Origin of the sequence: Actinoplanes italicus, from assembly GCF_003001815.1 — a bacterium.
Lineage (GTDB): Bacteria > Actinomycetota > Actinomycetes > Mycobacteriales > Micromonosporaceae > Actinoplanes > Actinoplanes italicus.
Genome location: NZ_PVMZ01000023.1, coordinates 1 through 11,562, shown reverse-complemented (window position 1 = coordinate 11,562; position 11,562 = coordinate 1). Strand labels below are relative to the sequence as shown.

Sequence of the window (11,562 nt, the reverse complement as noted above, 5' to 3'; positions counted from 1 at the left end):
ACGTCAGACGTCGAAGACTCCGCTCTTGACTCCAGCGATGAAGAGACGCCAATCGGCGTTTTTGTATGTCAATGCTCGACGTTGCGGGTCTTTCGTGTCTCGCACGAAAACCGAGTCTCCCGAGAACGCAACCTCTACACATGCGGCATTGTTACAGCGTGAGGAACTGCGCCAGGCTAACTCGCCGGCAACGCCTTCTTCGGATTGCATCGTTGTCCTTTTCTGTCAGTGAACTGCAGCGGACGATCACATCTCCCTGAGAATCTCCCCGAGGAGTGAGTTCGTGTCCCGCGTGTCGAGAGCCATTCGCTGAAGTCCGAGAAAAACTTGAACGTACCCTTGCACCTCGGCGGCCTGCTCAATATACGTACCCTCACCGACGACGCCCTCATGGTAGACGATGTCAGAAAAGCCGACCGCCGATCCAGCGGTCATCGATTCCGAGAATCGCAGGACGATAAAGCCGGTGATCAGCCCTTTGTGCGCCCCCGCCGAAAGCGGCAGAACCCGGAGCTCGAGCTGAGATCCGTCGTTCATCGCCATCAGCTTGCGGATCTGATCACGCATGACCTGCCGGCCGCCGATCGATCGCCGGACAACCGACTCCTCGATCACGATCTTCAGGGAAGTGCTGTCATTCAGGTTCTGCTGCCTCGCCAAACGTACGTCGACGGCGCTCCGGAGGACTTCCGGGTCGTCAGTCCAAGCCCTGACCACCGCTGCCGCGTATTCAGGCGTCTGAAGCAAGCCGGGAACGGTCCCGATCTGGTAGTCACAGATCGTCGCCGCGGCACCCTCCAAGCCGATCAGCCGCTCATACCCCGGCCCGAGGTTGTATTGCGTCCACCATGCGGTTTCCCGGCTCTCCTCGACGAGCTTCATGAGCTCACCACGCGCCTCGGGGTCAGTGACCCGATAAAGGTTCATCAGATCGCGGACATCCCGAGCCGAGATGCTTCTCTGCGCCGATTCGATCCGACTGATCTTCGATGCCGAGAGGAGAAGCTCGTTGGCCACCTCAGCCAGACTGAGGCCGGCATCGATGCGATGTCGTCGCAATGCCGCGCCGAGCTGCCGACGACGGACCAGCGGCCCAGGATGACCTGGAATGATCGCCACCTCCGTGACACAGAAGAGGACCTGCCACCTGTCAATCTGCCATATGGCAAACGCCGTCGGCAATGCCAAAAAGCAAACGCCCCTGGCAATTGCCAAGTCGATCATTCATGATGAAATCACAGTGAGTCACGTATGGATCAATCATTGATGATCCAACACGGGTTGATGATAGCCCTTACTTCGGCTCCGAGGTCCGAATCCGGGATGAACAACCACGTCAAGCCCCAGGGAGGCTGAAAACTCCGCCGCACCGGATGACGCCGAAGGATGGCGATCGGAGCGCCGCACGGTCACGCCCCGCTCATCTATCAAGCAACGTGCGAGTAGCTACTCGCCGACTGCCCTCGCATCATCGCTTCGCCGGTCCGCATCCCTTGGACGAGTCATTCTCGCGACGCGGGCCCGTGATCAAGACTCCACCACGTCGCCCCCACTGATCCGCCCCGTCGCCGAACCGAGGACCCGACATGCCTGAGACAGAACATCGGAGAGAAGCCACGCCGTACGACAATGACCGGCCCCTTGCGATCACTCGATCCATATTGGTGGCCGGAGGAGGCTTCGGTACGACAATCGCAACGATCCTCGGCGTCGCCGGTCAATGGCAGCTCGGCGATGCGCCGACACTGTGGGCACTGTGCACTCTGTGCGTCGTCGCGTCCATGACGATGTTCGTCGTCGCGTACCTGGTCCGCCCTCACTCATAGGCGGAGCGGCGCAGGCGCCGGTGTGGCGACCGGGAGCGGTCACCACACCGGCGTGCGCGGTCAGGACAGGGAACAGCTGATCGGCGCCGACGTGGTGGATGAACCGTTGCCGACGAAACCGAACGTGGTCGACGCCCCGGCCGCCAGCGCACCGTTGTGGGCGGCGTTGCGAACCGTGACGGCCGGCGTGCCGGCGACACCGTTCCAGAGCGAACCGACCGTGGTACCGGCCGGGAAGGTCCAGTTCACCGTCCACGCCGAACCCGCGGCGGTGCCCGTGTTGCGTACCGTCACCTCGGCCTGGAAACCACCCGCCCACGACGTGAGCGTCTTGTACGTGGCGGTGCAGCCCGCATCGGTGTTTCCACCGCCCGAGCTCGTGGTCACGCTGCGCCCGGCCGACGCCGCGGACACGTTCCCGGCCGCGTCACGGGCACGGACACTGAACGTGTACGCCGTGGACGCCGTCAACCCGGTCGCCGTGTACGAGGTCGCCGACACCGTGGCCACGACGGAACCGTTGCGCAGCACCTCGTACGCCGTGACGCCGACGTTGTCGGTCGCGGCCGTCCAGGTCAGCGCCACAGTGTTCGCCGTGACAGTTCCGGCCGTGGGCTGACCGGGCGCGCTCGGCGCGGTGGTGTCGCCGTCCGAGCCGCCGTCGCCGTACCGCTGGCCCAGGCTGATGCCCGTGATCGCCGCCCTGCACAACGAGAACACCGTGCTTCGCCGCCATGCCGCCGATGCCCACGCCCGTATCGTGCCGCTGTCTCGCAGCACGAGCGGTGACCGCCACCGGCGCTGACCAGCGGGTGGCGCTACTCGGGCAGGTGTACTGGCAGAGAGGCGGTATTCGAGGCCTGCTGTATTCCATCCAAGATCAGGCGAGGCGCAGCGATCACGGACTCGCCGTCGGCGGCTGTGCCCGCTGAGCCGGTGATCGCCAGAGCCTGTGGTTGCCGCAGTGCGAAGCTACAGCGTTGCGACGCCGGCACCGACCTGATCGAGGCAGTGCTGGAGTCGGCGTAGGTAGGCGTCGAAGGGTTCGTTGGCCTGCCATGCCTGATAGGCGGTGGCGGTCGCGGTGCGGGCGAGGTTCATCTGCAGCAGCGCCGACATGTCGTCTTGGCCATCGGCGCGGCTCATGACCCAGTCGCGGAGGTCACTAGTGAACTGCTCGCCGAAGTCCTGGGTCGACTGGGCCAGTGCGGGAGACTGGGCCTTGAGACGCCGTTGCAGTGGCATACGGTCGGCGAGGCGCTCGTTGAACGCCATCATGATCGCGGTCAGAGAGTCCCAGAGCGGCTCGTCCGCCGGTCGGGCGTTCATCAGGGCCTGCCAGTTCTCGCGTTCCTGCGGGTCCTGGTCGAAGACGACGGCTTCCTTGCTGGCGAAGTAGTTGAAAAACGTCGCGCGGGACACGTTCGCGGCGGCGGCGATCTGCTCCACGCTGACGGACTCGAAGCCGCGTTCGTCGAACAGCCGCAGCGCGGCTGACCGGATGGCCCGCCAAGCCTCCAGCTTCTTGCGTTCTCGCAGATTCACCTCGTCCTCCTGCGGTCGATCATACCAGTTTTCTGGATTCCATCGAACATTAGACGCCGTCCAGGTTTCATGTATGGTGGAGTGGCAGCACGGGCCCCTGACCCTCGGTTGAACAGGGGTTTCTTCTGTCGTGCTGCCATGCCGCTGGAAGGAAATCCATGAGCAAGGTCTGGTTCATCACCGGCACCTCCCGCGGTCTCGGCCGCAACTTCGCCGAGTCCGCCCTCGAACGCGGCGACCACGTCGCCGCGACCGCCCGCACCCTCAGCTCCCTCGACGACCTGGTCGCCAAGTACGGCGACCAGGTGCTGCCGCTGGCCCTCGACGTCACCGACAAGCAGGCCGTCACCGCCGCGGTCACCGCCGCCCACGAGAAGTTCGGGCGCCTCGACGTCGTGGTCAACAACGCCGGCTACGGCCTGTTCGGCGCCGTCGAGGAGATCAGCGAGCAGCAACTGCGCGACCAGATCGAGACCAACCTGTTCGGCGTCTTCTTCGTCACCCAGGCGGTCCTGCCGATCCTGCGGGAGCAGGGCAGCGGCCACGTCATCCAGATCTCCACCATCGGCGGCGTCGGCGCCTTCCCCAGCCTCGGCGGCTACCACGCCTCCAAGTGGGCCTTGGAAGGACTGACCGAGTCCCTGGCCCAGGAGGTCGCCGGTTTCGGTATCAAGGTGACCCTGGTCGAGCCGGGCGGCTTCTCCACCGACTGGGCCGGATCGTCGGCGGTACACGCCGAACCCCAGCCGGCCTACCAGCCGCTGCGCGACGCCATGGCCGCCCGCGCCGGCGGCGCCTCCTACGGCGACCCGAACGCCGCCGGCCCGGCCCTGTTGCAGATCGTCGACGCCGAGAACCCGCCGCTGCGCGTGCTCTTCGGCTCCCAGCCCACCCAACTGGTCAAGCACATCTACGCGCAGCGTCTGCAGACCTGGACCGACTGGGAGCACGTCTCCCACGCCGCACAGGGCTGACCGCGCCCATGCCAACGAGCAGCACTCGCTCGCAGACATCCGCCCAGTGGGCCCGCGCCTGCTGGGCGGCGTCCGAGCCGTTCACCGTCAACATGTTCTTCACGCCCGAGGCCGCGTCGAACGTCGAACGCGCCGGACTACCGGGCCGCGCCGCCTACGTCGTGCTCCGGGCAGCACCCCTGGGCGTCGTACCACCGGCCGTCGCCGCATCGACGTTCCGCAGCTTTCCCGCACCCGTGTTCGCGGTGCTGGGCGAAGCCTGGCAACGGCTGACCCCACAGGCTGCGATCGACGCCCATCACGTAGCCGTTCAACAGGCAGCGGCTCGGCAGATCGGTGACCCGCCTGCCGAACTGGCCGACATGGCGGACCTGCTCACCGAAGCAGTGCAGCACCTCGACACCAGCGGCCGGCCCCTCGCCGCAGCCAACCAGGCCGTTCCCCCGCCAGCCGAGCCCTGGGCCCGGCTGTGGCGTGCACTCAACACCCTGCGCGAACACCGCGGCGACGGACACATCGCCGCCCTGATCGCCGCCGGCCTCGCCGTCCACGACAGCGAAGTCCTGATGGCGGTATGGGCCGGCGAGCACACCGACACCGCCGTGCTGCGCGCCACCCGTTCCATCGACGACGACAGCTGGCGAGCCGCCGACACAAGACTCCTCGACCGAGGTCTGTTCGATCTCGACGGCCGGATCACGCCCGAAGGAACGGCCCTGCGAGACTGGGTCGAGCAGGTCACCGATGAGGCAGCCGCCCAACCATGGCGACGCATCGGCGAGGACCGCATCGCCCTGATTCATCAGTTCCTGACCAGGCTGTCATCCAGGCTGATCGACACCGGGCTGATGCGCGCGGTCACGCCGGTCGGTGCGCCATGGCCGCCGCCTGCACTACACGGCGCCTGATCGGCGACAGCGCTGAGTTGCGGGCTGGACGCGCATGGATGCCGTGGTAGTTGAGATGGCGCACGAGCGATACCGCGGAACGTGTCGCGGTCGGAATCCGTCCGGGAAACAACGGGCGCGCATCGCCGACTCCGACGGTGACGGTCGCTGATCCAGGCGCGGGGACGGCGAGGAGCTCGTCGATAAGCAGGGCCAAGGCGCGGGGAAGGAGTACCGGTCTGCGATCGAGGGTCAGGAAGGTGCTGTTCCGTCTGTGGGTGAGGGCGCCGGCGGTGAGGGTCACGACCCGGGTGACCGTGATGCCGTAGAACAGGACCAGGGCGCCGGCGACCCGCTACGGGCAAGGCGTCGTCGCGCAGACACCGCCGGGTCGCTCCCACCAGGAGATGCGCTCGTTTCTGAGACAGTCGTATGTTGCAGCTACTGCAACTCGGGCAGGTGTGCGGCTGATGCGTCCCGGTCGTCTAGGACACCCGGTACACCGGATGCCGTAGCTGGCTCCCGTCCGTCTAGGGCCGGTAGGCGATCCGCGCGATCGCCTGCGGGTCGACCCAGGTGGCGTCGGCCATGGCGACGTTTTCGGCATGACCAGCGGGTGGAGTGCTACGGCGCTGCGGCGCGAGCTGTTGCTGCAACTGCTGTCGCGAGACGCTGGACAGGCCGCTGCCGACCCGGCCGACCAGGTGCGACCTGCCGGCACGGTCCTAGGCGCCGACCATCAGCGCACCGATGGTGTCGCGCAGCCGGCCCAGGTCGGGAACTCACCCGCACACCGCCACGTCAGCCTCATGCGGAATCACGAGCCACCGCGGCCCACTGCGGTCGCAGTTGGGCCGCGTGGTCGCGGTGAGGCGGCGTACTACACGTAGAGGAGACGGTTAACGCGGACCAGGAAGTCCTTGCCGAGGTCGCTGGTGGGGTCGCCCATCAGTTCGGCGATGACGTGCATCGCCAGGTCCCGGCGCTTCGGGGAGCGTTCGGCGATGGCTTTGCCGAGCGCGGCGGGCATCTGTTCGGCGGTGAGGTCGGTGCAGTAGACGGGGCTGCCTGGCTGCTGGCGCCACGAGTCGGTGATGGTGCCGGCGTCGAAGCCGTCGAAGCCGGTCTGATTGACCAGCGACATGCCCAGGGCCCGGTCATCGTCATTGTCCGCGGCGACGGGGATCGCGATCCGGCCGTTGGTACCGCTCGGGCTCGTATAGGCAACGAAGGACTGTGCCGTGATGGCGTTCCACGCCTTGACCACGGACCGGCCGAGTTGCTCCTCGACCCAGCGGCTCTCCACCTGCCCGCGATCGAGGGCCGCGATGTGCCCGTCGCGGGCCGGGTAGTAGTTCGAGGTGTCGATGACGACGGCGTCGACGGGCAGATCGATCAGCAGGGGCTTTAGGTCGGGCACCCGGATCAGGGGGACCGAGGTGATGAGGACGTCCAGGTCCGCGGCGACCTCGCCCGCGGACACCGCTTGGGCGCCGGTGGCGAGGGTCTCGGCGGGGATCGTCTCGGGCCCGCGGGAGTTCGCGATCTTGACGTGGTGGCCGTGAGCGCTCAGCCGCGGGGCCAGCACGCTGCCGATGCTGCCGGCTCCCATGATGCCGATCTTCATGAAGTTCTCCTCCTGAATGACGTGCTGAGTGTCGTTCGTGTGCGCGGTGCTCTGCGGTTCGACGTCTTCACGCCCTCACAACCAGGGCGATCAGAGAGAGCCGGGGAATCTGGTTTGCTCGGGCGCAGCACGCGAACTGTCGTCAGCTGTCCGCGGCGTTACCGGAGCCCGGTCGTTCGTTACCCGGCCCCGGTGATGCGTGGGTCCAGTCCGTACTGGTGGGGCACGCTGAGGTTCGCGCGCAAGGTCGTGCCGGGGTACTCGGTGGGGTAGATGCCGCGTTCCTGCAGGATCGGCACGACCTCGTCGACGAAGGCGTCGACGCCGTCCTCATAGATGTCGGGCGTTACCCAGAAGCCGTCGGCGGCTCCCGCCTCGAACCACTCCTGCAGGTGGTCGGCGTGCAGCTGTCCCGGGCCCACGACCGTGGGGTGGAAGTCGATCACGCCATGGGCCAGGACATCGCGCGGGGACCATCCCTGGCGTGCCACCGCGAGAGCGTTCGACGAGCGCGGGTCCCTGGGTGAGGCGTGCGCGGAGGCGAGCTGCTCCGGTGTGAAGGGCTCGTCGTACCGGTCCGGGTGGATCGGGATCCCGAGCATCGCGGACAGGTGGGGCAGGCGGGCCTCGATGACGTCGCCCGCGTACCGCAGGCGACGGTCGAGGCCGTCGCGCACGGTCGGTGCGACGGTGGTCATGATGCCGGGGATGTACTTGATCTCGTCGGGGTCGCGGCCGGCTTCGCGGGCCGCGTTGCGCACCAGCTCGCGCTGGGCGCGCGCCTGCTCGATCGTCCACACCTCGGCGATGAAGCCACTTGCGTAGCGGCCCGCAATGGACAGCAGGTGCGGGCTGGGGCCGCCGGCGGTGAAGACGACGGGCTGGCCCTGCTCCGACGGAGGGATCCCCAGAGGGCCTCGCGAAGCGAGGTACTCGCCTTGCAGGTTGACCGGTCGCAGCTTCGACGGGTCGATGAAGCGGCCCGTTGCCTGGTCCTTGACCCACGCGTCCTGCTGCCAGCTGCCCCAGAGCGCCTGGACGATCTGGATGGCCTCGTGGGCGCGCTGGTAACGCTCGTCGCGATCGGCGACGGGCCTGCCGTAGTTGGCGGCGACGGCCGGATCGCTGGTCGTGACGGCATTCCAGCCCGCGCGACCGTGGCTCAGGACGTCGAGGGCCTTGAACTGGCGTGCCGTGTTGAACGGCTCCTGGAAGGTCGTCGACCCGGTGGCGACGAAGCCGATGTTCGTGGTCTCGCGCGCCACGGCGGCCAGCTGGATCAGCGGGTCCATCAGGTTGCTGATCGTCGAGTGCTCGACATCGCTGCGCACGGCGGGGAAGTCGGGGGTGAAAAGGAAAGCGAACTTGCCGCGCTCGGCGGCTTTCGCATGACGCACGGTGGCGTCGACGTCGGCGTAGGTACCGGGGTCCACGTGCGGGGCACGCCAGGCGCCGTGCAGGCCACCGTATCCGTCGATCAGCCCCATACCGAGGATGAGCTTGTTGTCCGTCATGGTCACCGGGCCACCGTCTCGCCGACGGCTGCGTCGACGGCCGGCGCATCGGCCGCCGTCTCGCCGCTGACCGGTACGGCTACGGCCGTCGCGTCGGCGGCTGGACTCGGTGTCCGGCGGATGAAGAAGACGCCTACCAGTACGAGCAGGCCGATGGCCCAGGCGGTCAGGAAGGCGGCGTGTCCGGCCGAGGTGGCCCGGGCGGTGCTGAGCACGCCGGCGTCGCGGGCGCCGGAACCGATGGTGTAGGCGGAGATGAACACGGCTCCGAAGGCGGCCCCGGCGAGTTGCTGGACCGTGGAGAAAGCCGCGCTGCCGTGCGGTAGGAACTCTGTCCGCAGGCCGTCCATCGCACTGGTCGTCAGCGGCGCCCACATCGCGGCCTGCGCGCTGGTGAACACCAGCCACGCGACGATCAGGGTGACCACGCTCGTGGTCTCGTTGATCTGGCTGAAGAACCACAGGACGGCCAACCAGACGATGGCGGCCGGGATCACCAGCGGGCGCGGTCCGAGGCCGTCGTACACCCGGCCACTGAGGGCCACCACGATCGAGATCGCCGCCCCGCCGGGGAGCAGGAAGAGGCCGAGCTGCAGGGTGCTCAGGCCGGTGACGTGGGTCAGCACCAGCGGCAGCACGACAAGCAGACCGATCCCGTTGCCCGCGACGAAGACCATCATCAGAAGCGGCAGGGTGAACGACTTGCGCAGGAAGATCCGCATGTCCAGGAAGGCGCTGTCACGGCGCTGCAGGGAGATCTGCCGCAGGACGAACGCCACCAGACCCGCCAAGCCCACCGCCACCGGAACGTACGGCGAGACCGGGGTGTGCCCGGCAGACGCCTCACCGAGCAGGGACAGTCCGTAGACCAGGCCGCCGAACCCGACCGCGGACAGCAACAGCGACAGCAGATCCAGGGCCACCGGCTCCGGGGTGGTGATGTTACGCAGCTTCCACGCCCCTAGCACCAGGGCAGCGATGGCGATCGGCAGCATCAGGATGAACAGCCAGCGCCAGCTCAGCGCGGACAGCACTAGACCGGACAGCGCCGGCCCGACCGCCGGCGCCAACGCCGGGACGGCCGTCGTGAGCGCCATCATCCGGCCGCGGCGCCCGGCCGGGACCAGGCGCATCGTCGTGGTCATCAACAGGGGCAGGAAGACGGCGGTGCCGGACGCCTGGAGGATCCGGCCGGTCACCAGGACACCGAACGCCGGCGCGATCGCGGCGAGCGTCGTCCCGACGATGAACAGCGACAACGCGACCAGGAAAATCGTCCGCAGGTGGAACCGCCGCATCACAAAACCGCTGGCCGGGATCAGCACGGCCATGGTCAGCAGGAAGCCGGTCGTCACCCACTGCCCGGTACTCGGGCTGACCCCGAAGTCCTCGATCAGCGTGGGCAGGGCGACACCGAGGAGCATCTCGTTGAGGAAGACGATGAACGTCGACACCATCAGGACCCCGATGACCAGGGCGACGCCCGGGGGCAGTCGCTCACCGGAATGGACCGTCGGTGCCGGAGCGGCGATGTCCGGCTTTGGTGTGGTGCTCATATGTGTGCTCGCTGTCTCGGGAGGTCGGAAGAGGAAGATCGATCGACGCGACGTGCGCTATTCATCGGCGCTCAGGAGTCAGGTCCGGGCCGGACAAGCTGGCGCGTGAAGCCAACCGGGCGGGTCGCGGTCGGGTCCGGGTGATCACCGATTCGCGATCGCCTACGGGGATGGCGCTGCTTCCCGGGCAGCCGACGATCCTCGCGGCGATGGCCGCACCGCCCGGTGCGAAGCTCACATGGGTACGCCGCATCGTCCGTGGTGTCATGCTCTGCGGGCGGCATTGTGGGAGGTTGCTGGTCCGGACCATGCGACCATCGTGCAACCTTCACACCATGTGAATGTCAACTCTGAGCGACGAGGGTTCACTCACATCCCGTCAACCTTGACATGACTGTAACGTTGCGCCGGAGGTGGTCATGAAGATTGGTGAACTGGCGAAACGCACCGAGGTCCCGACGCGCATGCTGCGCTACTACGAAGAGCAAGGGCTCATCACGCCACGGCGGCAGCAGAACGGCTACCGAGAGTACGACGAATATCTGGTCGATCGCGTGAAGAAGATCCGCGGCCTGCTCGACTCCGGCATCCCCACCCGCATCATCGGCGACATGCTGCCGTGCCTCAACCAGCCCCAGGAGATCGTCGTCGCCGATCCCGACCCCGAGCTACGCGCGATGCTCGTCCGCGAGCGCGACCGGATGACCGAGCGCATCGCCCTGCTCGAGCACCATACCCACGCCCTCACCCAGTACATCGCCGCCATGGACCGATCCCTCGCCGCTACGACCGAGACCCGCCTACCGCAATGAACCTCGATCCCAAAGGACCGCAATGACCCTGCTCGATCTCGACCCGGACCAGCTGCTCTCCACCACGCGGGCGGTCCGCAAACGCCTCGACTTCACCCGTCCGGTGCCCGACGACGCGATCCGCGAGTGCGTGGCGATGGCACTGCAGGCGCCGTCGGGCTCGAACGTCGTGACCATGCGGTTCGTCGTGGTCCGTGATGAGACGAAACGCCGGGCGGTCGGCGATGTCTACCGCGAGGTGTACGCCGGTTACAAGGCCTCACCGGGTTACCCCGGTAAGCCCACCGGTGACGAGGCCCGCGACGCGGTGCAGCAGCGGGTGGCGAGCTCCGCCGACTACCTGGGCGAGCACATGGGCGACGCGCCGGTGCTCGTGCTGGCCTGCAACGAAGGCCCCAACCGGAAGTGGGCGGTCGCCGGCATGAGCAACGTCATCCCGGCCACGTGGAGCTTCATGCTGGCCGCCCGGGCCCGCGCGCTGGGCACCGCGTGGACGTCGATGCACCTCGCCCGTGAGCGGGACGTGGCCGACATCCTGGGAATCGACTACGAAACGGTTGCGCAGGCGGTGCTTACGCCGGTGGCGTACACGAAAGGCACGGATTTCCACCCGGCCGGGCGACCCACTCCGGACGAGGTCATCCGCTGGATCTAGACACCTTTCGCGGTCAGGGTTTGTGCCAGGTCTGATGGCGACGCTTTTGGGGGATCGACTGATTTCGGTGTTTTCGGGTGTGCTGGATTTGTGCGGTACGGCGATGGTGGTGGCCTGAATCAGGCCCAGCGAGAACGGCGTGAGCAGGTGCGTTGGCAGGCGGCGG

11 protein-coding genes and 1 pseudogene are annotated in these 11,562 nt (G+C 67.2%); 4 read left to right on the top strand and 8 right to left on the bottom strand.

Going from position 1 to position 11,562, the window contains the following annotated elements; genetic code table 11:
- Nucleotides 1–3: 3 nt before the first annotated feature.
- The 4 genes from CLV67_RS40245 to CLV67_RS40230 form a co-directional block, all read right to left on the bottom strand.
- Entirely contained in the window at nt 4–210 is a 207-nt protein-coding gene (locus tag CLV67_RS40245; RefSeq protein ID WP_106328308.1) for a DUF397 domain-containing protein, read from the bottom strand.
- Between the two features lie 36 nt (nt 211–246).
- Nucleotides 247–1,224, bottom strand: a complete 978-nt coding sequence (locus CLV67_RS40240; RefSeq protein WP_106328306.1) for a helix-turn-helix domain-containing protein — start codon at nt 1,222–1,224, stop codon at nt 247–249.
- Nucleotides 1,225–1,886: 662 nt separating this feature from the next.
- On the bottom strand, nt 1,887–2,537 hold the full coding sequence (locus CLV67_RS40235; protein WP_239166744.1) for a cellulose binding domain-containing protein: 651 nt from the start codon (nt 2,535–2,537) through the stop codon (nt 1,887–1,889).
- Nucleotides 2,538–2,798: 261 nt separating this feature from the next.
- On the bottom strand, nt 2,799–3,371 hold the full coding sequence (locus tag CLV67_RS40230; RefSeq protein ID WP_106328302.1) for a TetR family transcriptional regulator: 573 nt from the start codon (nt 3,369–3,371) through the stop codon (nt 2,799–2,801).
- A gap of 158 nt (nt 3,372–3,529) precedes the next feature.
- Here CLV67_RS40230 and CLV67_RS40225 point away from each other — a divergent pair, with 158 nt between their 5' ends.
- The gene (locus tag CLV67_RS40225) at nt 3,530–4,345 is read left to right on the top strand and encodes an SDR family oxidoreductase (protein ID WP_106328300.1); all 816 of its coding nucleotides are present in this window, start codon (nt 3,530–3,532) and stop codon (nt 4,343–4,345) included.
- A gap of 8 nt (nt 4,346–4,353) precedes the next feature.
- Nucleotides 4,354–5,253, top strand: coding sequence for an SCO6745 family protein (locus CLV67_RS40220; RefSeq protein ID WP_373873194.1), 900 nt, complete (start codon nt 4,354–4,356; stop codon nt 5,251–5,253).
- Nucleotides 5,254–5,762: 509 nt separating this feature from the next.
- On the opposite strand, the gene CLV67_RS54860 is transcribed toward CLV67_RS40220, so the two are convergent.
- The 4 genes and pseudogenes from CLV67_RS54860 to CLV67_RS40200 form a co-directional block, all read right to left on the bottom strand.
- Complete coding sequence (locus CLV67_RS54860; RefSeq protein WP_106328296.1) at nt 5,763–5,936, bottom strand: ATP dependent DNA ligase; 174 nt, start codon at nt 5,934–5,936, stop codon at nt 5,763–5,765.
- Between the two features lie 176 nt (nt 5,937–6,112).
- Nucleotides 6,113–6,883, bottom strand: a pseudogene (locus tag CLV67_RS40210) (NADPH-dependent F420 reductase); the annotation flags it as partial.
- A gap of 155 nt (nt 6,884–7,038) precedes the next feature.
- Nucleotides 7,039–8,373, bottom strand: a complete 1,335-nt coding sequence (locus CLV67_RS40205) for an NtaA/DmoA family FMN-dependent monooxygenase (protein WP_106328292.1) — start codon at nt 8,371–8,373, stop codon at nt 7,039–7,041.
- A 2-nt stretch (nt 8,374–8,375) separates the two neighbouring features.
- Entirely contained in the window at nt 8,376–9,929 is a 1,554-nt protein-coding gene (locus tag CLV67_RS40200) for a DHA2 family efflux MFS transporter permease subunit (RefSeq protein WP_106328290.1), read from the bottom strand.
- A gap of 419 nt (nt 9,930–10,348) precedes the next feature.
- On the opposite strand from CLV67_RS40200, the gene CLV67_RS40195 reads away from it, so the two are divergent.
- Nucleotides 10,349–10,741 carry a MerR family transcriptional regulator gene (locus tag CLV67_RS40195; RefSeq protein ID WP_106328288.1) on the top strand — a complete coding sequence of 131 codons (393 nt, stop codon included), beginning with the start codon at nt 10,349–10,351 and terminating at the stop codon, nt 10,739–10,741.
- A 22-nt stretch (nt 10,742–10,763) separates the two neighbouring features.
- Nucleotides 10,764–11,396: a nitroreductase family protein gene (locus CLV67_RS40190; protein ID WP_106328286.1), complete on the top strand. Its 633-nt coding sequence runs from the start codon at nt 10,764–10,766 to the stop codon at nt 11,394–11,396.
- Nucleotides 11,397–11,562 lie beyond the last annotated feature (166 nt).

What these genes read in the sequence shown, in the direction of transcription:
- CLV67_RS40240 (WP_106328306.1), bottom strand. Translation starts at nt 1,224, where the DNA reads ATGATCGACTTGGCAATTGCCAGGGGCGTTTGCTTTTTGGCATTGCCG.
- CLV67_RS40195 (WP_106328288.1), top strand. Translation starts at nt 10,349, where the DNA reads ATGAAGATTGGTGAACTGGCGAAACGCACCGAGGTCCCGACGCGCATG.
- CLV67_RS40220 (WP_373873194.1), top strand. Translation starts at nt 4,354, where the DNA reads ATGCCAACGAGCAGCACTCGCTCGCAGACATCCGCCCAGTGGGCCCGC.
- CLV67_RS40190 (WP_106328286.1), top strand. Translation starts at nt 10,764, where the DNA reads ATGACCCTGCTCGATCTCGACCCGGACCAGCTGCTCTCCACCACGCGG.
- CLV67_RS40225 (WP_106328300.1), top strand. Translation starts at nt 3,530, where the DNA reads ATGAGCAAGGTCTGGTTCATCACCGGCACCTCCCGCGGTCTCGGCCGC.
- CLV67_RS40200 (WP_106328290.1), bottom strand. Translation starts at nt 9,929, where the DNA reads ATGAGCACCACACCAAAGCCGGACATCGCCGCTCCGGCACCGACGGTC.
- CLV67_RS40205 (WP_106328292.1), bottom strand. Translation starts at nt 8,373, where the DNA reads ATGACGGACAACAAGCTCATCCTCGGTATGGGGCTGATCGACGGATAC.
- CLV67_RS40245 (WP_106328308.1), bottom strand. Translation starts at nt 210, where the DNA reads ATGCAATCCGAAGAAGGCGTTGCCGGCGAGTTAGCCTGGCGCAGTTCC.